Annotated in this window: 15 protein-coding genes; 11 read left to right on the top strand and 4 right to left on the bottom strand. The window is 55.3% G+C overall.

Going from position 1 to position 26,109, the window contains the following annotated elements; translation table 11 throughout:
• Positions 1 to 26 precede the first annotated feature (26 nt).
• The 6 genes from HCX89_RS17725 to HCX89_RS17700 all read left to right on the top strand — a co-directional run bounded on the left by HCX89_RS17725 (position 27) and on the right by HCX89_RS17700 (position 9,393).
• On the top strand, positions 27 to 1,874 hold the full coding sequence (locus HCX89_RS17725) for a hypothetical protein (RefSeq protein ID WP_167716855.1): 1,848 nt from the start codon (positions 27 to 29) through the stop codon (positions 1,872 to 1,874).
• A 92-nt stretch (positions 1,875 to 1,966) separates the two neighbouring features.
• The gene (locus HCX89_RS17720) at positions 1,967 to 3,856 is read left to right on the top strand and encodes a hypothetical protein (RefSeq protein WP_167716854.1); all 1,890 of its coding nucleotides are present in this window, start codon (positions 1,967 to 1,969) and stop codon (positions 3,854 to 3,856) included.
• 49 nt (positions 3,857 to 3,905) lie between these two features.
• A complete protein-coding gene (locus HCX89_RS17715) occupies positions 3,906 to 5,570 on the top strand; it encodes a hypothetical protein (RefSeq protein ID WP_167716852.1) in 1,665 nt (554 codons plus the stop codon).
• Positions 5,561 to 6,592: a hypothetical protein gene (locus HCX89_RS17710; RefSeq protein ID WP_028779545.1), complete on the top strand. Its 1,032-nt coding sequence runs from the start codon at positions 5,561 to 5,563 to the stop codon at positions 6,590 to 6,592. The genes HCX89_RS17715 and HCX89_RS17710 overlap by 10 nt, the downstream gene beginning before the upstream one ends.
• Before the next feature lie 362 nt (positions 6,593 to 6,954).
• Positions 6,955 to 8,910, top strand: a complete 1,956-nt coding sequence (locus tag HCX89_RS17705; protein WP_167716850.1) for a BCCT family transporter — start codon at positions 6,955 to 6,957, stop codon at positions 8,908 to 8,910.
• An 81-nt stretch (positions 8,911 to 8,991) separates the two neighbouring features.
• Positions 8,992 to 9,393: a hypothetical protein gene (locus HCX89_RS17700; protein WP_028779543.1), complete on the top strand. Its 402-nt coding sequence runs from the start codon at positions 8,992 to 8,994 to the stop codon at positions 9,391 to 9,393.
• 50 nt (positions 9,394 to 9,443) lie between these two features.
• Here the strand turns inward: HCX89_RS17700 and HCX89_RS17695 are convergent, their stop codons facing one another.
• On the bottom strand, positions 9,444 to 12,155 hold the full coding sequence (locus HCX89_RS17695) for a hypothetical protein (RefSeq protein WP_167716848.1): 2,712 nt from the start codon (positions 12,153 to 12,155) through the stop codon (positions 9,444 to 9,446).
• 160 nt (positions 12,156 to 12,315) lie between these two features.
• Complete coding sequence (locus HCX89_RS17690; protein ID WP_167716846.1) at positions 12,316 to 15,027, bottom strand: hypothetical protein; 2,712 nt, start codon at positions 15,025 to 15,027, stop codon at positions 12,316 to 12,318.
• A gap of 278 nt (positions 15,028 to 15,305) precedes the next feature.
• Between HCX89_RS17690 and HCX89_RS17685 the strand changes: the two genes are divergently transcribed.
• The 5 genes from HCX89_RS17685 to HCX89_RS17665 all read left to right on the top strand — a co-directional run bounded on the left by HCX89_RS17685 (position 15,306) and on the right by HCX89_RS17665 (position 21,895).
• A complete protein-coding gene (locus tag HCX89_RS17685; protein WP_096141039.1) occupies positions 15,306 to 16,592 on the top strand; it encodes an acetyl-CoA hydrolase/transferase family protein in 1,287 nt (428 codons plus the stop codon).
• Between the two features lie 95 nt (positions 16,593 to 16,687).
• On the top strand, positions 16,688 to 19,951 hold the full coding sequence (locus HCX89_RS17680; RefSeq protein ID WP_167716844.1) for a winged helix-turn-helix domain-containing protein: 3,264 nt from the start codon (positions 16,688 to 16,690) through the stop codon (positions 19,949 to 19,951).
• Between the two features lie 18 nt (positions 19,952 to 19,969).
• A complete protein-coding gene (locus tag HCX89_RS17675; protein ID WP_144163936.1) occupies positions 19,970 to 20,323 on the top strand; it encodes a DP-EP family protein in 354 nt (117 codons plus the stop codon).
• A 344-nt stretch (positions 20,324 to 20,667) separates the two neighbouring features.
• Positions 20,668 to 21,600, top strand: a complete 933-nt coding sequence (locus tag HCX89_RS17670) for a sensor domain-containing diguanylate cyclase (RefSeq protein ID WP_025011740.1) — start codon at positions 20,668 to 20,670, stop codon at positions 21,598 to 21,600.
• Between the two features lie 10 nt (positions 21,601 to 21,610).
• Positions 21,611 to 21,895, top strand: a complete 285-nt coding sequence (locus HCX89_RS17665; protein WP_167716843.1) for a hypothetical protein — start codon at positions 21,611 to 21,613, stop codon at positions 21,893 to 21,895.
• Here the strand turns inward: HCX89_RS17665 and HCX89_RS17660 are convergent.
• Both HCX89_RS17660 and HCX89_RS17655 read right to left on the bottom strand, forming a co-directional pair.
• Positions 21,865 to 22,470, bottom strand: a complete 606-nt coding sequence (locus HCX89_RS17660; RefSeq protein WP_159352816.1) for a histidine phosphatase family protein — start codon at positions 22,468 to 22,470, stop codon at positions 21,865 to 21,867. The genes HCX89_RS17665 and HCX89_RS17660 overlap by 31 nt on opposite strands.
• Positions 22,471 to 24,407: 1,937 nt before the next feature.
• Positions 24,408 to 25,967 carry an oligopeptide:H+ symporter gene (locus HCX89_RS17655; protein WP_093983215.1) on the bottom strand — a complete coding sequence of 520 codons (1,560 nt, stop codon included), beginning with the start codon at positions 25,965 to 25,967 and terminating at the stop codon, positions 24,408 to 24,410.
• Positions 25,968 to 26,109: the final 142 nt, after the last annotated feature.

Here is a 26,109-nt window from a genome sequence, read left to right as displayed (position 1 = left end):
CATTTATGAGAAAAGGATAAGGAAGTATGTCATTCACAAGTTCGCCGGTTGGCGACGGTAAACTCATCTATATCGATGCGGACAATGGCTGCCCTTGCCTGTATCTCTATGAAGCGGCAGATACGGGCTCGGGTTATCGGCTCATCTGGAGCACAGACTTTCCCATGGCTGAGGGCACTATGCAGGTCAGTGGCTGTTTTCATGGGGTGCCGGGGCGTGAGCAGAGCTGCGTTATCTGGGATCAGCAGGGCTGTCTCTATTTGGTGGACCTGGCGCAACGGCAGCAGCAACTACTCGCCGAAACTGGGATAGCAAACCTCAAAGTCGTGGTATTGAGTGATGGCCGAACACTGGCATTATTGGGTGAAAATAAGTCTAGTTATTGCTACGAAGTCTGTCTCTGGCATTGGCGGGATGGCAATGCTCCCGTGCCCTCGGCCGTTCAGTGTATCAACCATGAGGTGGATAATCAGGGCGGCCCTTGGGCCGAGGTCGACGAGACCGGACTGCCGGACAGAGTGGGGCTGAGTTTTACCGATCGCCTCTTTGCCGGGCCGGATAACAGTTTGATCTTGCACTGTCACCGCAGTGAGCGCGATGAGGCGAAGGCTTGGCAATTCCTGCTGCGGTTGGACCCCATGGCTGTTGTGGGCAGTGCTCTTAGCCAAGTTCAATGGCAGGGAAGTTATCCCGAACTCTTGCAATTATCGGCCATGCCTCTGCCCACTCCGCCAGGAAACGAGGCACTCTGGGAGTGTGCCCTGGCGCTGGACAGTGAGCGCGGCGAGCTTATCCTGCCGGCAATGACGTTAAGCCGGGCGCAGGATACTGAAACCGAGGCGCTGGCGTATCAGTTGCAGCGTATCGACTTGCGCCTTGGCCGCGAGATAGGGCGTTTTTGTGTGCGTCATTATACCCACGAGCAACTGGCCGGCGATGCCGACATGCTGTTGGGCCCGGCCGATTTAGACAATTTGGCCTGGCAAAAGGCGCAGGGGCGTTTCTGGCTACAGCTGGATGATATTGCCTACTGCAACGACGAAGCGGCGCTTTGGCTTTGCTGGCATGGCGGCGCGACCCGCAAGGTTTCTCTGGACGGGCAGTGGCGCTCGCCCCTTTATCTCCCCGATGGCAAGCGTGATTTATACCATGCCGATGAAATGAATCTGCTCGGCAGTGGCGCTTTGCTGACCGACTGGGAGTATCTGTGGAGTTTCAATCCCAATCCAGCCTTGGATGCGGCCAGCCGGCCAGATACTGAACCGGCTGCCATGGAAGCGAGCTGCGACATTGCTACAAGCAGCGAATACTGGCGCAGCTTAAATAGTGCAACTGCAGAACCGCAGGAGATCCCCCCTCTACTTGGATATAAACGGATTGAGGTCAACAATCTGCAATCCGAGAGTGCCAGACTCGAGGCTCTGACGACCTTGATGAGCGAGGCCTTGCGTGGTTATGAATCTCTCAAATCAGGCCAAGACCTGCGCTTTGGATTTTATGATGCCGATGAGAGCTGGGATGAAGCGCAATTTTTTAAAGCCGTCGTGACTCAGGAGCCAGCCTGGAATCTGATGTTGCAGTTGCTGCTCTCATTCATACGCGACAAATCATGCCACAACTGCTTTAGTGACCCGGCACTGGGTAAGCCGGCGCTGGCAGATTGTGCGTTGCAACTGGGTTTGAGTCACAGTCGATTTTTGCCTATGGTGGCGCGCTACCTTAAGTGTATCGATCTGGATCATGAGTTGTTTTTCCAGCAGGACGGCCATTTGCAGGACTTGCTGGAGAAGTATGCCGATACCCTGGAGGGTAAGCAGTTTTACGACCTCTTACCTGCCGAGCTTCGCCTCGAGGATGGGGCTTATCTGGACTGAGTTCAATGCAACAACACGCTTTGTGTGGCTCTGTCTCAAGTGTATCGCCCCAGCTTAAAGCCAGAGCCCTATGATCTGAAGAACGAGGAAATATGTCATTCACATGCTCGCCGGTTGGCGACGGGAAACTCATCTACATCGATGCGGACAATGGCTGCCCTTGCCTGTATCTCTATGAAGCGGCAGATACAGGCTCGGGTTATCGGCTCGTCTGGAGCACAGACTTTCCCATGGCCGAGGGCACTATGCAGGTCAGTGGCTGTTTCCATGGGGTGCCGGGGCGTGAGCAGAGCTGCGTTATCTGGGATCAGCAGGGCTGTATCTACTTGGTGGATCTGGCGCGTCGGCAGCAGGAGTTTTTGGCTCATACCGGGATGGAATATCTCAAAGTCGCGGTATTGAGTGATGGCCGAACCCTGGCATCACTGGGCGAAAATGACCGGCGCTGCTGTTATGACTTAACGCTCTGGTACTGGTTGGAGGACAGGGACCTCTCGCCCTCGGCTGCCATGCAGCTGAATGATGAGGTGGATAATCAGGGCAGCCCTTGGGCCGAGGTCGATGAGACCGGACTGCCGGATAGCATGGGGCTGAGTTTTACCGATCGCCTCTATGCCGGGCCGGATAACTGCTTGATCCTGCATTGTCACCGCAGTAGGCGTCGTCGGCCCCAGGCCTGGCAGTTTTTGCTGCGGCTGGACCCTATGGCTGTCGTGGGCAGTGATCCCGTAGGTAGTAACCCCGTAGGTAGTAGCATTAACCAAGTTCAATGGCAGGGCCGTTATTCCGAGCCCTTGCAGGTGGCGGCCATGCCTCTGCCCAATCCGCCGGGGAATGAAGCGCTCTGGGAGTGTGCCCTGGCGCTGGACAGTGAGCGTGGTGAGCTTACCCTGCCGGCCATGGAGTTGAGCCGGGTAGCCGATGCTGAAACCGAGGCGCTGGCGTATCAGTTGCAGCGCATCGACTTGCGCCTTGGCCGCGAGATAGGCCGTTTTTGCGTGCGTCAATTTACCCGTGAGCAACTGGCCGATGACGCCGACATGCTGATGGCCCTGGCCGATGTCGACAATCTCGACTGGCAAGAGGCGCAGGGGCGTTTCTGGCTACAGCTGGATGATATTGCCTACTGCAATGACGAAGCGGCGCTTTGGCTTGGCTGGCATGGCGGCGCGACCCGCAAGGTTTCTCTGGACGGGCTGTGGCGCTCACCCCTGTATCTCCCGGATGGCGAAGATGACTTATACGACGAGGAGGGCATGAAGCTCCTCGGCAAGGGAGCCTTGCTGACCGACTGGCATTATCTGTGGCGCGTCAATTCCAACGTCAATCCCAACCCCACTTTGGATCTGGCCAGCCAGATGAACCAAGCGCCCGCCGCCATGGAGGCGAGCTTTGCTGTGCAATTACAGCAGACAGAATGGAGCAGCTTCCATGCCCAGGCCCAGGTGCAGGATACAGTTCCCCCTTTGCTCGGTTTTTCGCGAATCGAAGTCAGGGATCTGCAGTCAGCGAGTGCGAGGCTTGAGGCCTTGGACAAGCTGGTGCTGCGGGCATTGACAGATTTTGAATCGCTCAAGTCGGGTAAAGACTTGCGCCTCGGTTTTTATGATGCCGACGAAAGCTGGGATGAGGCGCGCTTCTTTGAGGCTGTGGCCCTCCAATTGGAAGGCCGGAACTATATGGCGCGTCTGCTGGGGCTATTCATTGCCAATGAGCGGCTCCATTACTGTTACAGCGATCCACACATCAGCAAGCCGGCGCTGGCCGACTGTGCGTTGCAATTGGGATTGGCCGGCAGCCAATATCTGCCGCTGGTGGCCCAATACCTCAACTGTATCGATGTCGATCATGAGCTGTTTTTCCAACAGGATGGCAATCTGGATACCTTGCTCGGCAAGTATGCCGATACCCCTGATGGCGAGGACTTTAACCGCCGCTTGCCATATGAAATGAGCCGTCAGGATGAAGACGATTATCAATGAAATGATGATTAACCAAAGGTAATTATCATAAATAACAAAGGGTTGTTTTGTGATTGAGATTTTGGATTTTGCCCCGTATCCAGAGAGATACGCCCGGGCCAGCGAATTGGGACCCAGGTTGCTGAAAGTAAAGTCTGATATAGGTGGCCCGGTTCTCCATCTATTACAGATGCGTCCGTTCGATGAAGGTGGCACCGAACTGCTTTGGGCTGCCGAGTTGAGTTCATCCAAGGGACTCGTGACTCTGAAAGGGCAAACCCGGGATGGCGCCTGTGTTTTTGGCAACCAATTTGGCGCTTTCTATCTGTACGACCCCGCGCAGCAGCAATGCCGTTTACTGCATGATTATCAAAGCAAATTTGGTAGTGTCCAGGGTGTTGTTAACAGTGATGGTGATGCCTTGCTGGTGCTGTTTTATGAGATGGACAAGGATACGGACTTAACCTTGCAACGCCTGCCTCTTATTCCTGAAGTTGGCGCTGTCAGCGAGATTTCAGCCCAGCTGTATGATGAAGATTGTTTTGGCGGTGGTTATGACTATCTGGATGAGGATGGGCCTTACTTTTGTTTGAATAACACCAATCTCAATCAACGTCTTTATGCCGGGCCGGACAACAGCCTGCTTATGCATGTCATAGATGAAGACGAAGAACTGCACTACATGGTTCGCATTGATATCCAGGGAGAAGGGGTGAAGTTCAAGGTATTTCCCCTGGACGATTCAGTGCTTGAATGGGACCCTGAACCTGGGGCGATTGCTGTTTGTCCGCAACGAGCCCTGGCGGCCATCCCAGTGATTCGAGAGACAGATGCGGGTGTTGTCATTGGAGTTGAATGGCTCAATCTCGACAATGGTGAGCGCTCGGAGGCCGGAGTTGTGCGGCTTTGTGAAGACGAAGAGGATGCGCTTTTCCATCTCGAACAGTTGGATACTTCTATCTGGCAGGCCGATGGGCTGTGGCTGAGTTGGTCTGATGGTTTGGTGGTCAGGTTGGCATTGGATCCGCAAACGCCGCCTTTGACCCTCTTGGCAAAGGGGCAACTGCTGCATGTAGGTACAGAGTTGATCTTCTCGGATCGCGAAGAACTGCTGCGCTGCCCTTTCCCTGAGCCTGCACAGTGGCAAGGCAGCCCTATCCCGTTATCCCTGGAGTCCTGTCACTGGCAGCATAACTGGAGGCTGAGTGAGGCGCAGCGCCAGGCGCTGCAATGTTTTGGACATACGCTGATAAAGGTTGCCGATCTCGAAAGTACCGAAGGCCAGCTCGACGCGCTGCGCCAACTGCAGTCACTGACTCAGGATTGCAGCAAGCTGTTGCACGGCAAGACCTTGGCCTTTAGGTTTACCGATGGCAAACAGCAATGGGATGAGGCCCGTTTTTTCCAACGTTCAGCCTGTCACGCCGAAGCCTTGCCGCTGATGGCGCAAATTCTGCAGCAGTTTTGCCGCAGTTTTGACGGCAGTGATCAATGTGATGGCGCCAACTGGGGGACGCCGCTGGCCAGTTGTGCCTTGCAGTTGGGATTACAGGATGTGCAGTACCTGCCTCTTATTACCGAATACGCCAATGCACTGGATGTTGACCATGAAAACTTCTTTGGTGGTGAAGGCGATGCCTTGTATCAATTGAGTCTGCGCCATGGCAACAGCCCTGAATGGCAAGCATTTTTGAGCTTGCACTCTGATACCGAGGAGGATGAGGTATGGGATTGAGACAATCGGCCAACAGCATGGCGAGGGTGATTAGCGATCTCTTTGTTCAGCCAGAGTTTGGCGGGGCGGAAAAGGCCCGCGACCGGAGTCGCTATTTTATTGCGCTGCTGCCCATACTGGCTATCCATTATCAGTGGCAACTGGTGTACATGTTCTCACCTTCACTGCTGCTGGCAATCCAAGAGGTCGACTTCTTTATTTCACTGTTGGCTATCTTGGCAACAGGGCTACAACTCAGCATAGGTGCGGGGTTGCTGGCAGCGCATATTGCTATTGGTCGACGGGCGTTCGGGTATTTGGGCGGTGTGCCTCTGGCATTGGTGAACATCCTGTTCGGCTTCTCTTATCCAACGCTACTGAGCATGATCCAGTTTGACAAGACTATGCCTTGGCTTGGCTTGATGTTTGCCTTGGGCTGCGCTGTTGTTTGGCTGGTGGCGCAGTTATTGATTTACCTGTTTCGTCCTCCCTTGGTAAAAGTTGAACCGGAACACCCTTTGCTGGCTCATCGTAAGGGGTGCGATCCAGATCGTCAGACGCCGGCGTTGGCTTTCTTTCGCAGCAGCATGATACTGGGGATCTGCAACGGATTGTTTCTCGGATGGCTAATCTTTATGGTGCAAACTTCCGGTTCCCCTTCTTTTGCGTTGCGCTCTCTGCTGCGGCTTGAAGGGCAGGGGACAGGGACGCTCATCATGTTTTGGTTACTGCCCAGCCTCTATTTCGGCTACAGGATTATCAGTCGCAGGGCTCGTAATCTGGGGTGGTCAGTCGCCAAGACGGTATGTTTGATGCTGTTTATTACTCTGCTGTTATTACCCGGGAGTGGTGTGGTGATCAGTCTGGCCCTGTCCTTTATGGACTCCTACGCCAGTTACATCCTTATCACACTCTCTCTCATGCTGCTTTGGGGAGCTATGCTCTCGACTTCACTGCTGAATATGATGCTGCTTTGGCTGGTGCCAAAGGACCCAAGAAGCAGTCGTGAAACCCAGGCCGCCTGGATGAAGCTGAAGCAGTAGCGAAGCGGCAGACTGACAGCCAGATTCTGCCGGTTGTTGGTACTTTGTCTGTATGGGGCCCCTGTGACTGTGGGCCCCTTGGCTTTTATGAATGACACCTCCCAGACTGGGCAAACTTGCAATCAAGAGCATAAATCCTTATGGTCTTAGGCGCTTTAATCAGCAACGACTGAGCGATTCAGCAATTCATACAAGCTGGACACAAACATCTCATCATGTAACATCCTATTGATTTACGTCACTTTTCGTACGTTTTCCGGATAAAGATAATCGACTGAATGGCCACTTGCGCCTATTTTATCCGGCATGGGTCCAGCAGCGGCCCCAGCTCCCGAACGGGAACGAACAGAAGAGCCAAAAATATGAAAAAACACTTCGAACTCATAGATAAAACCACTTTCTTTGGCGCCCTGGGTTTGCTGCTGGCGGTGGTGATCCCGCTGGCGCTGTTTCCGGTTGAAGGCGCCGAATGGATAGCCGTTGCCAAGGCGTTTATGACGGATAAGTTGGGTTTTGCTTACCTATCGCTCGGCTTGGCGGCATTCTTCTTTATGATTTACATCATCTTCTCGGATATCGGCCAGATTAAGCTCGGCGATGCCGATGAAAAACCTGAGTTTGCCACAGCTTCCTGGGCGGCAATGCTGTTTTGCGGCGGTATAGGCGCCAGTATTCTCTATTGGGGCACGATTGAGTGGGCCTATTACTATCAACACCCGCCGTTCCAGCTTCAAGCTGGCAGTGAAGAAGCGGTGCGCTGGGCCGCGACTTACGGCATATTCCACTGGGGACCTATCGCCTGGAGCATCTATTTGATCCCGGCCATCCCCATCGCTTACTTCTTTTATGTTCGCAGGCAGCCTGTGCTCAAGGTGTCGGCGGCCTTGATGCCCGTGATAGGTGAAGGCCGCAGTCACGGCAAGCTCGGTAAGTTTATCGATATATTGTTTATTTTCGGCTTGCTCGGTGGGGCGGCGACAACGCTTGGGTTGGCGGCGCCGCTGATCAACGAAGGCCTGAGTTACCTGTTTGATCTGCCATCGACCACGGGTAGCCAGATAGGGGTCTTACTTCTGTGTACTGCACTGTTTGCCTATTCCTCCTATAAGGGAATGGATGAAGGCATTAAGGTGCTGAGTAATATCAACTTCTGGGGCGCGCTGGCGCTGCTGGCATTTATTCTGTTTGCCGGCCCTACCATTTTTATGTTGGAAACCGGCCTGGACTCCCTGGGGCGGATGCTGAGCAACTTCTTTATCATGGCGACCTGGGCCGAGCCTTTCGGTGGCTTGGGCACCTTTGAAAATACCCACTTCCCTCAGGACTGGACCATCTTCTATTGGGCCTGGTGGTTGGTGTTTGCCCCCAGCATGGGACTTTTTGTGGCGCGGATCTCCCGCGGTCGCACCATCAAACAGATGGTGGCTGGTTCAATTTTCTTCGGCTCTCTGGGCTGTGCCATGTACTTTATGATCTTGGGTAACTTCGGCTTGTCGTTGCAATTATCCGGTGAGCTGGATGTGGTGGCGATCCTCAATGATCAAGGGGCGACCAGGGCGATATTCGCTGTATTGGAGCAGTTGCCGTTCAGCTATCTGGTTATCGCTGTTTTCACCCTCCTGTGTATCATCTTTACCGCCACCACCTTTGATTCCATCTCTTATATTTTGGCGTCTGTGGTGCAAAACAATGTCACCGAGGAACCACTGCGCTGGAACCGCTTGTTCTGGGCCTTTACTCTGTCTTTTATGCCTTCGGTACTGATGTTTATGGGTGGGCTCGCCACCTTGCAGACAGCGGCTATCGTTGGTGGTTTGCCACTCTTGGTGATAGCCGTGATGCTGATGATGTCCGGGGTCAAGGCGGCCATGTTGGACCTGAGTCATCAGGATGGTTACGAGGATCCCGTGATTAATATTTCGGATCTGCCTGAGGTCGATCCCTGGAGCCGTGAAGGACAGGCGCTGGCCAAGTTTGAGCAATTGCGGGACAGCGCCATTGAAGCCGCCGACGCCGAGCGTGAAGCCCTGGATGCCATCTGGGAGCTGAAAAAGCAGCTGCGCCGTGAAGCCTTGAGCCGCAGTGAGTCGCACCTGGAGTTGGGGGATGCGCCCGATGAGTCACTTGCCGAGTTGCAGCGCCTCACAGATGAAGCCATGGCGGCGAAGGAACGTAAGCTGCAAGCCTCGGAGCAAGCTCAGGCTGCCCGTATTACCTTCAACGAACTAATGCGGCAGAAACAGGAAGAGGAAGCGCAGCAGGCGCAGGAAGAAGCCAAGGCGCAGATTATTGAACGCCTCAACGGCCGCGACTCGTAACCTTATGGCCCGGTTTGCCGCCCGGGCCTAAAACGGCTAGAATTTTCGCCGCATAAATCAATTGAATATAGGATGTTTTACATGAATGGAGCGGGAGGGAGTTCCGGCGGTGTCGGTCAATTTTTTATTGGCCTTATCATGATGTGTGGTGGTGGTTACATGCTGCTCAACGCCATTAGGGTATCCAGCAGCTTTGGTCTGGGCACCCGCTTGTATGGTGTCCCCGCATTTGGCAGCCAATGGGGGATCACAGGTGGTATGATCCTGGTGCCCTTTATTCTGGGGGTTGGGATGATTTTCTATAACGGCAAGAATATTCTTGGCTGGTTATTGGCGATTGGCTCTATCACAGCGATGATCTTCGGGGTGATCTCTACCATTCACTTTAGCCTGCGCAGCATGAGCAGTTTTGATCTCTTGGTGATCCTGGTATTGCTGACAGGTGGCATAGGTTTGTTCCTGCGCTCACTCAAAGGCAGCTGAAACTATCTTAAAGAGGCGTTGCCGCATTGACCGGCAACGCCTCTTTAGCCTTAAAACAACTTGCCCAGCATACGCTTGACGACGCTCGACTCGTCTTGCTTGAATGGCTCTGCGTTTTCTTCGGTCAGACAATCAAACTTGGCGATGATTTCCAGCAGGCGTTTGCGCTCGTCTGCGGTCAGCTGCCTGGACATATCCGGCAGCCGCTGCTGGCTGGCCAAGTGAATAATAAAAGACTCAGGTTGTCGCCCTTCGTGCATGGCAAAATACACAGTGGCCTGTGGCGTCACACCTATCCTATCCAACCAGAGTAGCGCCCAGAACTCCTTGTCGGCTTCAAGTTGCAGGCTCACATCGACATCGCCGATGCTTGAGTGCCCAAGCGCTTCATCCTGCCAACGCTCGGCCATATTCAGATGGCCTTCGGCAACCAAATGGTTGACATAGGCTTCCCTGACACTGGGACAGCCCAACCAGTGCAGCCCTCGTTTCCCAAGACCGCTGAGAAACAGTGCCAGTCGCTCTCCCATCTCGGTAGGCAACAGCCAGACAAAGTCTGCCACGCCAACCTTGCCGCGATAATCGCTGTAGGGATCCCAACCTTGTAGAACCGGCAGTTTCAAGGCTTGTGGTGTCAGGTTTTCCAAGCCTTCGCCGCTTTGCAAATAGGCCTGTAACTTGTCATATACAGCCTTCGCCGCTGCCGGTTTGAGTCTTTGCTCCAGACCACGTTGCAGGCTGAGGTTAAATAGCTCAAAGGCTTGCTGCGGTAATGGGCGCTCCGGGAAACAGGCCTTGAGATCGGCTATAAATCCCAGCATGGCAGTTTCATCGCAATAGCTTAGGGCATCCAACAGCTTTTGTTGAGCCAGCCAATGGCTGCGGCCTATCATGCTGTTATCTTCGGGATCGCCTTCGGCAAAGCTTGCCAATCGCTCCAGGTAACGTTGCCAGAAGCGCTCGTTGGCTGGCGCATAGCGCGCGATACGCCTGTCTTGCAGCAAAGTATGGGCATCCAGCTGCGCCTCGCTGACTCCCAGTGCCAGCAGCTTTTGATGCAGGCTCTGTTCTGTCTGCGGATCATCTATGGCGGCATATCCCTCATAGTTTGCGTAAAACTGACTGATGCGGCTGATAAGCACCATAGGCGCCAGTTTCAAAAGCAGTTGCCAGTGGCGCTGGGCCAGGATCTGCAGTTCGGTGTGAGCCTCTGGCAGTTGGCTATTTAAGAGGAAAAACAGGCTGAGCAGGCCGCGCTGGAAACCATCGTCCGGGAAAAACAACCAGTAGGCCGCTTGATGCTGGCTTATCTGGCTTCCGCGGGTTCCGCCATCCTTGCCAAGTAGCGATTCGGCAACGGCGGCCATAGTGCCTGCATCCTGCTGCTCCTTGGCCTCAGTGAGCCAGGCCTTAAGTGTCAAATGCTGCGGATTATCGTTATTGAAGCGGCCACCATGCCGATTGAAGACACGCATATAGGCAGTGAGGAAATGCTGCTCCAGCCAGCCAAGCAGAGCCTGGGTTTCTGCCGCTGTGCATTCGGGGCGGCCGAGCCGATAGGCGGCATAGGCAACGCCTCCCAGATGGGTCGGCAACTTGTCCAGTGCCGCCGGCAGACGATCGGCAATGGCTGCATCCAACTGTGCGAAGTCACTTTGCTTGCAGGTATGGCTAAGCAGGAAAAAAGGCAGCTCTTCCAAGCTGGGTAGTTGGCTGTCGCCTTGAGTTTGCCCGGAGCTCTTGCCACTTTCCTGCTCTGTTTGGGCGCTGCCAGTATCGGTTTTATCCTGCTGCCAGGGGGCGAGTCTGTCGTCCATCAGCCAGGCTTCGGCAATCTGTGCCTTGGGCTCCACGCCGAGCGCATCCTGCAGCGCCAGCGCCTCATCTTCCACCCTGTGCCCCAAGATCAATTGCTGCTTGACCTGATCCCGCCACAGCTCAGTGTCTTCAAGTTCCGCTTCTACCGGCCAGTCGTCCAGGCTGTAGAAGAATTCCAGTATTGGCTGGGTTTCTTCCAGCGTTTGTTCATCGGCATAGGCCAGCAGCGGGGTTTGCTCCAGACGTTTGAGCAGCTGCGCCTTAAACCAGGCGTAATCGTCAGCATGCTCGGTAAAGTGTTCCAGCAGGCTGGGGTTGACTGGATCACCCTCGGCGGTTTGGAAAAAACAGCGGCGGCTCTGTTCGCCATCACAGTGCAGATAGGCGTGGATCAGTTCGCGGCGCCAGCCGAACTCCTCTACCAGTTTGCCCAGCAATTCCACGGGTGTGTAGCCGCTGTCCAAATCCCAGTAAGGCACTAAAAAGGCGGCCAGATAATGACTCAGTTCGGGATATTGCCTGGCCAGCATGTAGAGGGCTTCCACCCCGAAGACGTTGTAGTCATCGAGAAAGAGATCGCTAAAGTCGTTACGACTGCGGGAGAAGGCCACCATGGCCTCGGCTGTTGCCTTGATCTCGTCCAATAGCTCGGGGAAGTTCAGCGCAGCGGCAAACAGCACGGCTTCAGTGCAATATTTAAAGGTGTGGTGCGCTCGAGCGGCGCTGAGTGCATGCACCAGCAAGTTGCGGTTGCCGCCGGCATCATCATTGCTGAGTGGCTGCTGTTGCTTGTTGACAAACTCGATATTGAACAGCAGGGAGCCTTCAAGACGAAAGGCGCTGCCATCGTGCAGGTGTTGCCGGTATTGCTGCAGCGCCTGGGCGATACTGGCGGGATCTTGTGGCTTGAGGCTGATGCTGAGGGTTTTGTCGAACTGGGACATATTGCTTCCTTGATATTAAATTAATGCTTTTGCCGGTCGCTGCCTGTAAGGCACTTCCTGTTAAACAACCGGCGACCGCGCCATGAGTCAGGGCGCGGCAGTTATCCTGTTATTACTCGTTTATTGGGGTGTTCCCAACTGCTTTTTATCAATGCCTTCCTTAAGAGCCTTGCGCCAAATCTTTGGCCAGTTGCCGGACCGTGGCAGACTCGTCTTGCAGGAAGGAGCTGAAAAGCTCGGCGTCAACCCCGGCTTGTGCCAGCAACTTCAGCAGGCGTACACGTTCGTCTATGGTCAAGAGCTGCGAGGTCTCCGGCAGTCGCCCCTCATCGGCCAAATGTTTGAGGAAGGGCGCCGGGGCGCGGCCTTGGCTTACGGCGAAATAGACAGTGCTTTGCGGCGCTACGCCTATGCTGTCGAGCCAGCCAAGGGCCCAGTTTTCCTTGGCACTCTGAAAGGCTAACCCTGTGTCATAGTCGCTGTGACGCTTGTGTCCCACGCTTTGATCTTCCCAGCGCTGCGCCATCGAGAGACTGCCCTCGGCAATGAGGTGGTTGACATAGGCCGTCTCCACACTCGGCCGGTGAAGCCAATACAGGCTTTGGGTTCCAAGGCCGGCGAGAAACAGGGCCAAACCTCGCCCCTGCGCTTCAGGCAGCAGCCAGACAAAGTCGCTGAGCTCCGCCGCATCGGCGGGGTCGTCCGAGCGGCAAGGCGCCCAGTCCTGTAACTCGGCCGTGGCTTGGGGCGTCAAGGGCTCAAGCCCTTCGCCCGATGTCAGATAAGCCTTGAGTTGGTGGCAGAGGTTTTGCGCCTGCTGTTCGGGAAATGATTTGCTGAAGCTTTGCCGCAGGCAAAGATCAAACAGTTCGAAAAATGCCTGCGGCAGAGGAGTCTCGGGGAAGTTGGCCTTGAGATGACCAAAAAAGCTCAGCCTCGGCAGCTCGCGGCCAGAGTCAAGCGCTTGCAACAACTGCTGCAGTTGCTGCCAGAGGCGGCGGCCTATTATGCTGTCATCCTCTGGGTCGGCTTCGGCAAACCGGCTAAGCCTGGTGATATAACCTTGCCAGAAGCGTTTATCGGCCGGGCGATAGGCAGCCACCTGTTGTTCTGTCAGCAGGCAATGAGCATCGAGCTGCGCCTCGCTGACACCCAGCTTGAGCAGGTTTTGCCGCAATTCGGCCTCGATATGCTCATCATCAATGGCCGGATAGAAGGCGTAGTCAGCCCAGCAATAATAAATTTTTTCAATCAGTTGCAGCGGATCCAGCGTCAGCCATAGCTGCCAATGCCTTTGTGCCAGGGTTTTCAATGCCTGCCACTGCGGCGCTTCGAGCTCCGGGGCGCAGAGCAGGAAATACAGCGCCAACAAGCCGTTTTGGAATCCTTTATTGCCATTGGACCACAAGAGTGCAATACGCTTTCCGTCCTTACTGGTATAGAGTATCTCAGAGGCAATTTGAGCCATCTTGGCAACATCGCCCTCGGTGTCTATATCCGTGAGCCAGCTCTTGAGAAGGCGATGTTCACGCCTTTTCTTTTGGTACTCTCCGCCCTCATAGAAGATATGATGCTGAAACTGTAACGGCAGCTGCTGCGCCAGCCAGTGAAGCAGCGCCGCGGCCTCGTCGGCTTCCGGGCTTAAGCTGTGGGGCGAGTTCAGGCGGCTCAGGCGATAGGCGGCATAGGCGCAGGCGCCAAGGCTCTTGGGCAGTTCGGCCAGCGCGCAAAGCATAGTCTCTCCCACTTCGGCATCCAGCTCTTCCAGCTCACCAATCCTGAGATAGTCTTCCGGCTCTTCCAGGTCATAAAATAGCGCGGCATAGTCAGAGCCAGGCTCGCTATCATACTGATCCCAGTCATCGTCCTCTGCCAGAGCCTGCTCTTCCACGTTTTGCCATAGACTATGACGGTCGTCTTCCCGCCAGGCCTCAGCCACTATTACCAGAGGTTGGCTCTGCTCGCTCAGCTGTGCCAGCAAGGAAAGCGCTTCATCCTCTACCCGGCGACCCATGATCAATTGCTGCTTGACCCGATCCCGCCACAGTTCAGTGTCGTCAATGTCAGCCTCTACCGGCCAGTCGCCCAGACTGTAGAAGAACTCCAGTACCGGCTGGGTTTGTTCAAGCGGTTGTTCATTGGCATAGGCCAGCAGTGGCGTTTGTTCGAGACGTTTGAGCAGCTGCGCCTTAAACCAGGGGTAATCGTCCGGATGCCCGGCAAAATGTTCCAGTAGGCTGAGGTTGACTGAATCACCCTCAGTGGTCTGGAAAAAGCAGCGGCGATTCTGTTCGCCGTCGCAGTGCAGATAGGCGTGGATCAGTTCGCGGCGCCAGCCGAACTCCTCCACCAGTTTGCCCAGCAGTAACACAGGTTGGTAGAAGCTTTCCAAGTTCCAGTACGGCACCAGAAAGGCGGCCAGATAATGGCTCAGCTCGGGATATTGTCTGGCCAGCATGTAGAGGGCTTCCACCCCGAAGACGTTGTAGTCATCGATAAAGAGATCGCTGGAGTCATTGCGGTGGCGGGAGAAGGCCACCATGGCCTCGGCTGTGGCCTTGAGCTCGTCCAATAACTCAGGAAAGTTCAGCGCTGCGGCAAAGAGTACCGGCTCGGTGTAAAAGCTGAGTCTGTGATCCCGGCGGGCAGCATCTAGGGCGTGTTCCAACAAGGGGCGGTTGGCACCGGCATCGTCACGGTTAAGCGGCCTTTGCTGCTGATTGACGAACTCGATATTGAACAGCAAGGAGCCATTGAGCCGAAAGGCGCTGCCGTCGTTCAGGTGTTGCCGGTATTGCTGCAATGCCAGGGCGATGCTGGCGGGATCCTCTGGATTGAGGCTGACGCTGAGGGTCTTGTCGAACTGAGACATACTACTTCCTTGAAACTTGAGTCCTGCCCGGGCACAGCTACTCAGTGGAACTTGCAGCTGCAGCCTGGGGCCCGGCTAGTCTAACGACTGAGACCTTGAGGGTAAACGCCTTATCCGCCGCAGCGGCATTTTTGTGAAATTGGACGTGGCTTGAGGCCCAGTGTGGCGTAGCGCCCACTTTCCACCGGCAAGGGGCCTTGGCTGGCCGCAAGGGATTGCCCTTCCCAGAGCAACTGGCTAGGGTTAGGAGCAAATCACCGAGCTAATAAGGAAGCAGCATGGCGCCAAGAGTTTGTTCCAGTGCATTGGAAGCGGTATCCCTGATAGGGAATGATGAATATATCTGGACCCACTCTATGGGAGCCACCCCCAGAGTCTTGCTGGAGGCGCTGGCACAGCATGCCATGACGCGGCAGAATCTGACCCTGCTGCAACTGCATACCGAGGAAGCCGAGGCCTTGAGCGTGCCCGAGCTCAAGGGCCATCTGCGCCATCGTTGTTTCTTTGGCGGCGCCCCGACCCGCGCCCTGTTGGCCAGTGGCGAGGCGGATTATGTGCCTGTCTTTTTATCCGAGGTGCCCAAGCTGTTTCGCTCCGGCGAGCAACCCATAGATACGGCGCTGGTACAGGTGTCACCGCCGGACAGCCATGGCAACTGTTCGCTGGGGATCAGTGTCGAAGCCAGCCGCGCCGCTTGTGATGTGGCCGGCCGCATCATAGCCCATATCAACCCGCAAATGCCGCGCACCCATGGCGACAGCTTTGTACCCTATGACCGCTTTGCCGCCGTGTATGAACAGAGTTCGCCTTTGCCCGAACACCCCATGGCCGGAGCCGATACCATCAGCCAGGCTATCGGCAAGCATGTGGCCTCTCTGGTTGAAGACGGCGATTGCCTGCAGATGGGCATAGGTGCCATTCCGGATGCCGTATTGGGGCAGTTGGCAGACAGACGAAACTTAGGGATCCACACCGAACTGTTTTCCGATGGCATTCTGGCGCTTTATCGCTCCGGGGCGATTAACAACAGCCGCAAGAAGGTGCATCCGGGGAAGTTGGTCACAGGTTTTGCGCTTGGCAGTCGTGCCCTCTATGACTTTGTCGATGACAACCCTGAAGTGCTGTTTCTGGATATAGAGCAGGTTAATGACACCTCGGTTATCCGCCGCAACCCGCAGGTAATGGCCATCAACTCGGCGCTGCAGGTGGATATTTCCGGCCAGGTGTGTGCCGACTCCATAGGCACCCGAATCTATTCCGGGGTAGGCGGGCAGATGGACTTTATTCGCGGCGCCGGTCTTTCTCCCGGCGGACGCTCGGTTATCGCCCTGCCGAGCACGGCCGCCAATGGCGCGGTTTCCCGTATCGCGCCTGTGCTGAGCCCAGGTGCCGGGGTAGTGACTACCCGGGCCCATGTGCACTATATTGCCACCGAATATGGTTGTGCCAACCTCAGGGGCCGCAGTATCCGCGAGCGGGCCAGAGCCTTAATCGACATAGCGCATCCGGATTTTCGCGAATCCCTGTGCCGGGAGACATTCGAGCTCTGGGGTTTGAGTATTTGAGTTAACGCTCATTACGTAAATTTTAACGCTGTTATCATGGTGTTAACTTTGTATACCGGGTAAGATGCGGTCAATCTCTTATCGCGGTAGGTTCCATGAGCGACAGCAGCTTCTTTTTGGGTGATTGGCAGGTCGATCCCGGCAGCAATAGTTTGCGGCTGGGAAAGCGCCTGCGGCAGTTGGAACCCAAAGCCATGGATGTGCTGCTGTATCTGTGTCGTCGCAGCGGCGAGGTAGTCAGCAGCGATGAGCTGCTGGATGCCTGTTGGCCCGGCAGCGACACGGGCGATAACCCGCTGCACAAGACCATCAATCAGCTGCGCCGGGCGCTGGACGACAAGGCCGGCGATCCTTCTTTCATCGAAACTATCCGCAAACGCGGCTATCGAGTTGTAGCCGATGTCCGTTTCCCCATCGGCCACGAAGCCAGTTTGCCGTCGCTGGCCTGGAGCCAGGGCTCACCATTTCCCGGGTTAAAACCCTTCAGCGCCGATTATGCCGGGGTGTTTTTCGGCCGCAGCGAACAGATCAACGCCTTACTGGAACGCATAGCCAGGCAGATTAAACATGGCCGCGGGTTTTGCTTGCTGCTTGGCCCCAGCGGCAGCGGTAAGTCATCACTGATCAACGCAGGCATTTTGCCCAATCTGGCTTCGCCTCAGGGCTTTCACGGCATAGGCCTGGCCTGCTATTCGATACTGGATCTGGCCGATGTCGCCGAAGATCAACTGCTGCTGGAATTGGCCGCCGCCATGCTCGACTGGGAGCTGGACGATGCGCCGGTATTGGCAGGCTACAGCGCCGAAACGCTGGCTCATGCACTGGAACAGGATATCGACAGCCTCTGCGCCCAACTCTGCCAGGCGCTGCCGTCCCAAAGTTGGCAGAAGCCCAGGTTCGGCCTGTTTGTTGACCGCCTGGAAGTGCTGCTGTCTTCGCCGCGCTTCTCGGCCGCCGCCCGTGAGCAGGGGCTGGCGCTGCTCGACACCCTGGCGCGTTCCGGAGCCGTATTGCTGCTCAGCGCCTGTCGCAATGAGTTCTACCCTCAGGTGGTTGCCAGCCCCAGCTTGATGGCGGGCAAGGGCAATGGCGCCCATTTCGATCTCTTGCCGCCCAGCCGTCAGGAACTGCTGCAGATGATACGCTTGCCGGCCGCAGCCGCAGGCTTGAGTTGGGAATTTGACCCTGAATCGGCACTGGGCTTGGATGAGCTGCTGTGCCGTGAGGCCGCCAGTAACCCGGATGCCCTGCCCATGTTGCAGTATATGCTGCAGGCCCTGTATCTGCAGCGCAGTGACGACAACCAGTTGCAACTGGCGGTTTATCACCGCCTGGGTGGGCTGGCCGGGGCTATAGGCCAGGCCGCCGAAGATGCCATCGCCTCCTTGTCGAGCTCGCAAAGGGCGGCCCTGCCGCGGGTGCTGTCGCTGCTGGTGACCCTCAGGGAAGATGAGCAGTCGGTCACCAGTCGCAGTGCCAGATATTCCGAATTGGCCACGGATGCCGAGCGTGCCTTGGTACAGGCCTTGGTCGACAGTCGGCTGTTTGTCTCCCATCTGGAGGACAGCGAACCCGGTTTCAGCATAGCCCATGAAGCCTTGCTCAGACGCTGGTCCAGGGCCAGAGACTGGATAGATAGCCACAGGGAAGGGCTGGCGGCCAAGGCCAGGCTGTTCCATCAGGCCAGGCGCTGGCAACAACAGCAGTGCAGCCGCGATTTTCTGCTGCCCCAGGGCAAGCCACTGACCGAAGCGCTGGCGCTGAAAAACGATCCCCTGCTTGAGCTGGATCCTGTCAGCGAAAGCTATGTTGCCGCCTCCAGCGCCAGAGGGCAGCGCCAACGGCGCCTCAAGGGCGCGACCTTCATGCTTTTATGCCTCTTGACCCTCATCTCGGTATTCATGAGTTATCGCAGCGTTGAAGCCGAGCATCAGGCGCAGGACAAGCGCCTGGCGGCAGAAGACTTGCTGGGCTTTATGGTGGGCGACTTTGCCGACAAGCTGCGCAGTATAGGCCGGATGGATCTGCTCGATGGTGTCAGCAACAAGGCGCTGGATTATTTTCGCGAGGCCGACAGCAGCTTGAGTGAGGCGGCGCTGTTTCGCCATGGCCAGACACTGGAAGCCATGGGTGAGGTGGCCTATTCCCGTGGCCGGGTGGATGAAGCGGAAAAGGCGCTGCTGGCCGCCAGAGACAAACTCTTGCCGCTGCTGTCCGGCAGTACAGATCAGCTGGAGCTGTTAAAGACCCTTGGCGCCAATGCCTTTTGGCTTGGGCAACTCAAGTATGACCAGAGCGATTGGCAGGGCACCCGCCCCTGGCTTGAGGCTTATCTGCAACACAGCCAGGCCATGTACCGACTGGCGCCGGACAACAGCGAAGCGCTGATGGAACTTTCCTACGCCCATAACTCTCTGGGGTCTTTATCGATGAAGCTGCAGGACTTCAGCAAGGCGCGCCAGGGCTTTGAAGAATCGCTGCGTCTCAAGCTGATCGCACTGGCCGAGTCGCCGGATGACCCTCAGCGGCTGGCTGATGTCGCCAATGCCCGTTCTTGGCTCGCCAGCGCCGCCAGTGCTGAAGGGGATATCCAAGGAGCGCTCTCTATTTACGCCGAAATAGAAAGTTCACTGAATCAAAGGGAGTATTTGAGAGAAGGGTATCTGCAAGACAGGCTGGCCCACAGCCTAATGAGAAGCACCAGATTGCTTAAAGTCTTGGGGCAACAAGAACTGGCTTGGCAACAGCTTGAAAAAGCGCTGATTGCGAGAGAGCGGGCTTTGGCTGAGGATCCTGGAAATCAACAATGGAACTATGATTTATGGGTACTTAAAGGGTTTCAGCTAGCGCTGCTTCCTGAGGTTGAAGCGAAATTAACAGGTTTGGATGATGTTAAGAGTCTATACGATGAGATGTTTGCGGCGACAGCAGAAATAAAGCCCAAAAAAAGAGAAATGTTAAAGGCTATTTTTAACGTATCCGCCGCAGAGCTATTTCTGCGGAGGGGAGAAATTGAACTGGCACTTAATTATGCTTTAGAAGCAGCAAAAGCCTTCGATTCATTGAAGCGATCTTCGCCAAACAATATCCGTTATATCAGTTGGTTTGCAGAAGCTGAACTACTCACATTGCAAATGATGGTGCATAAGAGAGATATAGCTGAAGATGTCACTAAAAGATGTCAGAGCTTAACTAAGCTACTTGATCCTCTGGTCGTCAAAAATAAAGAGCCGCAATTTACGGTTCCTTATGTTCTTTCTATGGAGTGTCAGAATCGACTTGAATCAGTTGCACCTTTAGTCGATGAACTCAAAAAAAATGGTTTTCAGATAGAAAGCTTTAATCAAAACATCAATTAACTCAACAAGGATGAAGCTATGTCAGTACCCGTAAAAAATATCATTGTCACCATTACTCTGGATGATAACCGCGTGCCTCAGTTTGCCTATGAGCCGGACGGCCCAGTAGTGGTAGATAAGCCCAACACTCATATTATCTATAAGCTGCAGGACAAGACAGATATGGATCTGGCCTTTGTCGGCGCTTCTTTCGATACTCCCTTCGACGGCATTATCGATGCAGTCAAGACCGAGGCCCCGGATATGTTGATACTGATGGACACCAACTCAGTGGTGGGTAAGACAGGCTTTAGGCTGATCCTCAGCAACAGCAACAACACTCTGCTGGTTTCCAGTCAGGATCCTGAAATTATCAATAAAGAAGTTGAGTAAATGCAACTTTGTTGATGCGGTTTGATAGTTTATTGGGCAGCTGAGAGCGTGAGGGCTTTTTCTCGCTCTCACTCCCTTGAACTTTCACTAACGACTTAAAAAGGATTATTTCCCCCCGATTTGCCGAACGGGGGATTCTTTCCCGCCCGAAAAGCTCCTATGGTTGCCAATCATTGCCGTATTTCTGTGGTTGGACGCCTTTCCTGCCTACAGGAGGTTGGAATTATTAACAATATTTTTCAATAAATTACATCGTAAGCTTATCAGAAGGTTAGCCTTGTCCGTACGCGCTAGAGTTATCCCTGTCGAAATTGAACAACCCGCAGGTCGGGAGGGAGAACAGCATGGCAAGCCCCTACAGCAATGAAGCTGGTTTTAGTCAGTGTGAGTGTGACAGCGAGGCTCTGGCGACCCTGATTGAGTGCATGCAGCAACCTATGGTGCTGGCCGATGGTGAGGGCAAAGTGCTGGCGGTGAACTCTCCGGCGGCCGAGCTGTTGGGTGATCAGAGCGAAACCTTTGCCGGTGAATTCTGGCATACCTGGTTGGCGGCGCCTTATCGTAGCCGCTACGCCAGCATGTTCAGCAGCCAATACGGTCGCCAGGTACCGCTGCAACATGGTCCCTGGGAAGTATTGCTCAGACGTGTCGATGGGGTGGAGCTGCCGGTGAATCTGTCGCTTTCCTTTATTCAGGGCTTGCTGCCGCTGTTTGTGATTGGTTTGCATGATCTCAGCGGTCACAGGGATGAGATTAAACGCCTGTCCACCCTGGCGGCGACCGACTATTTGACCGGACTGGCCAATCGCCGCACCTTTACCGAGACACTGGAACGCCAGTGGCAGCAGTGTGTCGATAAGCACAAGCCCATCAGCACCTTGATCATAGATGCCGACCATTTCAAACAGTTCAACGATCAGCATGGTCACCTGATGGGGGACGAATGCCTGAAATTGATGGCCAAGACCATAGCCGCGGCGTTGCCATCGCCCCAGTGTTTGGCGGCGCGTTTTGGCGGTGAGGAGTTTGCCCTGGTGCTGCCCGGATTCAACAGCGCCATGGCCTGGGTGGTGGCCGAGCAGATAGCCGAGGCCATTCGTAGTCTGGACTTCGTCAAATTGGGGCTGAGCCGTGAGGTTTGTGTCAGTGTCAGCCAGGGGATTGCCACTGAGATCAATGGCCAGTACCGCACGGCCGAGGCCATGCTCAGCGCGGCGGACACAGCCCTGTACCGGGCCAAGAGCGATGGCCGCGACAGGATCAAGTTATCCGCCTGAGGAGGAGAGGATGAACTGGTATGTGATGACGCTGATGCCCAGTGCCCGGGAGCGGGCCGACTGGTTTGTCGATATTCAGCTGCGGCGCTACTGCCATTCGCCGAAAAAAGCCGCCCTGAGACTGTGGAAGGGCTACTGCACCGAGCCTTTGGTAAGGCAGCTGCTGAGCGACTTACAACAGATAGCAGCGGCTGAGGGGCAACTCCAGGCGGAAGAGCAGCGCTATTTGCAGGCCTTGTTGGCCCACTTCGACTGGTTGGCGAGTCAGCAACAGATGCGTTTGAGCCTCTCCTGAGCCTCACTGTGAAAGTGATAGAGGGCATCCTGAGGTTTGTCCTGACGCCAAAGTGCCTTGTTATCCAGGCCCAGCAACAGGGCGCGCAGGACAATCCCTGTCAGGCCGTGCGACACAAGGATCACCCGCTCCGGGGTTGCCGGATCGGTCAGCCAATGTGCCAGCCGCTGTTGCACCTGGGGTAGTGTTTCTGCGCCCGGGCCCTGCAGATACCAGTCATTGCGCCCGGCAAGCTCGGGTCTGGCGGCGTGGATATCGGCGACCCGGGTCTGCTCCCATTCACCTAAACCGCATTCAATCACCCTGGGCTCGGCAATAATGGTGCCGGGATCCCGGCAAAGCACTTCTGCCACCAGAGTCGCCGTTTCCATGGCCCTTCCCAGCGGGCTGGAAACCAGCTGAAATTCTTGTTCAGGATTTCTTGCCGATTGCAGTCGTTGTTGCAGGACAACACCATAAGCTCTTGCCTGCGCCCTGCCGAGTTCGGTCAGCGGTGAGTTACAGTGTCCCTGCAGCTTACCGGCGGCATTAAACTCAGTCTGGCCGTGGCGTAGTATAAATATTTCCTTTGGCATGGCGGTCAATTCCCGATACTGCTTAAACGGTTGGCTGCAAAAGAGGGTACTCCCCAGCTGGGGAAGGAGCAAGTTGGAGCTGAATACTAGTGGCCCACTTGCCATGGGCTTCCTGTCCATCTGCACCGCAGGTGATGGGCAGCAGCTTAGCCAGCAGCTAAAACCAAGTTCATTGGTGAGATTTGGCTTAAAGCCATGATAGCCGCTGTGCCAGCGGCCTAAAGTCGTGGTGTTCCACACCGGGCAAGGGGCTTTGCTTGTCCAAAGCCCCTTGCATCCCCAAGGACACCCCGACGTAGCCGAAATCCCCGCTGGCTTATAAAGCAAATTGGCTACACTCAGGACTCGCCAAATGCATCCATGCATAACGGCCAGCTCGCCTTCCTTGGCTCGCGCTCATAAACTTGTTGCCTAGCAACATTCGCCCTGCTCGACCTTCGAGCCTCGACATCCCTGTCTCGGCTACGCCAATTTGCAACAACGCCAGCGGCGGCTCCGGAGGGGTAGCGGTGCAATTCTGTAATGATAGCGTTGCTTGAAATTGCAGATAGACCCACAGGCATACGCCTAATTCCAGGCACAGGCGGAACTGTGACCTTCCGAGCCAGGGATGGCGAGGCAGAGCTTACAAGGATGTACTCGCAGCGTGTCACAGGATCGCCTGTGCGAGAGCGCACCGCAGGTGATGGGCTGCACCGTGGCCGGAAGCTAGGCCAGCACTAACTTAAGAACTTTTAGCTAGAAGCGAAGCTATGATAGCCGCTGTGCCAGCAGCCTAAAGTCGTGGAGCAAGTGCATCCATGCACAAGGGCCAGTTCGCCATCCCTGGCTCTCGCTCGTAGCCGGTCGCTACGCGACACTCGCCGCCCCACACCCGAGGAAAGGGGGCTGTATCGACTCGCCCCCTTTCCAAACCCCCAGCGACCCGCGACGCAGCGGAAAACCCCTTGTGCTGATGATGCCAATTCGCTATCGCGCCAGACGCTCAGAGTCACATCCATGTGACTCTGGCCCAGCTCAACATCCTGTTTCGCGCTCGTTAGCTCGTCGCTAGGCGACACTCACCCCCGATTCGACTGTCGCTGCTTCGGCATCCAAATCCTTCCATGGATAAAGGTCAGCTCGCCTTCCTTGGCTCGCGCTCATAAGCACATTCGCCACCGGCGAGCATTCGCCCTCAGCCACGTTATTTGAACCAACGACTTTCGGCGACACCGAGGGGGAGAGGAGGTGTAATTCTTTCAACACAGAGTTGTTTTAAGCTGCAGACAGACGCCTATTTTCCAAGCACAGGTGGAACTGTGACCTTCCGAGCCAGGGATGACGAGGCAGAGCTTACACGGACGTACTCGCAGCGTGTCACAGGATCGCCTGTGCGAGAGCGCACCGCAGGTGATGGGCTGCAACTTAGTTGGCAGCTAAGACCAAGTTCATTGGTGAGTTTTGGCTTAAAGCCATGATAGCCGCTGTGCCAGCGGCCTAAAGTCGTGGTGTTCCACACCACACCGGGCAAGGGGCTTTGCTTGTCCAAAGCCCCTTGCATCCCCAAGGACACCCCGACGTAGCCGAAATCCCTGCTGGCTTATGAAGCAAATTGGCTACACTCAGGACTCGCATCCATGCTCGACCTTCGAGCCTCAACATCCCTGTCTCGGCTACGCCAATTTGCAACAACACCCGCAGCGGCTCCGAAGGGGGAATTGGTGCAATTCTGCAATTATAGCGTTGCTTGAAATTGCTTATATACCTACAGACATACGCCTATTTCCCAGGCACAGGATTGTCTGTGTAAAAAGTTGTTCTTGGCAACGCCGCTATCGGGGAGGGAATAACTTGATTTCCGACGGTTTTTTCATCAGCAATGAAAAAGACCCAACTCACGTTGGGTCTTTGGGGGAATCAACGAGGTTTTGCCGCTCAGGTTGGCGGCAAACGCCTTAAGCCTGTTGCGGTTCCACTGCCCGATAATGATCCTGCATGGTGTAAGAGCGGGCGTAGAGCGCAAACACCAAGGCGGCCAGCAGGGCGAAGCCGGCGAAGAAGAACATCTGGAAGGCGGTGACACTCAGGCCGGTTTCGGCAATCTGATTGGTCACTGCATCGCTCTTGACGCTGGCGTTGGCCAATAGCACCCAGAGGTTGCCCACAGTGACCGACAGGGTCCAGAAGCTCATGATGCTGCCTTTCATCGACTTGGGTGCCTGGCTGTAGGCAAACTCCAATCCTGTGGCAGAAACCAGTACTTCACCGAAAGTCAGCAGCGCATAAGGTAGCACCTGCCAGGTGATGGACATGGGGGTGCCGCCATCCATCATCAGCTGAATGCTGCCTATCACTATCCAGGAGAGGCCGGAGAAGGCGATACCGGCGCCCATTTTACGCAGGGCATTGAGGCGCACGCCGCTGCGCTCCAGCATGGGGTAGAGCACAAAGTTATTGAAGGGGATCAGCAGCATAACCAGCAGTGGGTTAAGCGCCTGCATCATGGCCGGCTCAAACCAGTCCGGCTTGACCATGTCGTTGGCCTGTAAAATCCAGGTGGAAGCCTTTTGATCGAACAGCGACCAGAAGGGGGTGACCAAGGCAAACAGGATTAAGATGCGGAACACGGCACGCACTCCGTCCACCGCCTCGAGCGGGTGTTGATTGCGGGCCCGCTCAAGCTGCATGGAGGCGCCTATGCCGACAAAGCCCATCAAGAGCACCATTGCCAGACACAAGGCGGTCACCACTCCCAGGCTGTTGTACTGGGTGAGGGAAAACAGCGCCAGCAGTATGCCTATGGCACTCAGCAGTAAACCTGTATTGGCCTTGCCGGGCACCGGAGTGAAGATGGCGCTCTTGAGCACTGGCAGGAAGCCGTGTGGATCTTTGGGTTCGGGTTGCTGGTGGACATAACGTTTACGGCCGCCCCAGAAAAATACCGTGGCGATAAACATCAATACCCCTGGGATACCGAAGGCCACTGAAGGGCCAAAGAATTTCAGCAGCAGCGGCATCGACAGCGAGGCGAAGAAGGAGCCGAAGTTGATGGTGAAATAGAACATGTCGAAGGCTTTTTGCGCCAACGACTTATTGCTCTGATCGAACTGATCGCCCATGAAAGAGGATACCAGCGGCTTGATGCCGCCCGACCCCAGGGCTATCAGAAACAGGCCCGAGTAGAAGCCGGTTTTGCTGGTTTCGAAAATCGCCAGGAAGGCATGGCCAATCACATAGACTATGCTGAGCCACAAAATGGTGTGGTATTTACCGAAGAAACGGTCGGCCAGCCAGCCCCCCAGGAGAGGGAAGAAATACACCCCGATCACAAAGGAGTGGAACACATCTTTGGCTTCGCCCTGACGCAGTTCTTCCGGCACAGACAGCAGCAAAGCCGTCATCAGGAAGGGAGTCAGAATATTGCGCATGCCGTAAAAACTGAAGCGCTCGCAGGCTTCACTGGCAATGATAAAGGGGATCTGCCGCGGCCAGCGTGCAGAGGAAGGTGAGCTCATAATGTACCTTGGTTATTGTCGATTCTAATAAAGGTTGCAGCTATATGCGCATAATCCGGCTTTCCATTCAACTCCGGCCATGAACAAAACCGTTTTTTTTGTGAACTGAAGTGCAAATTTGCGTCGAAAGCCATGAAAAGGG

Origin of the sequence: Shewanella sp. Iso12, assembly GCF_012030025.1 — a bacterium.
GTDB lineage: Bacteria > Pseudomonadota > Gammaproteobacteria > Enterobacterales > Shewanellaceae > Shewanella > Shewanella algae.
Note: the sequence above shows the minus strand (reverse complement) of the source record. Positions and strands in the feature narration are given on the sequence as shown.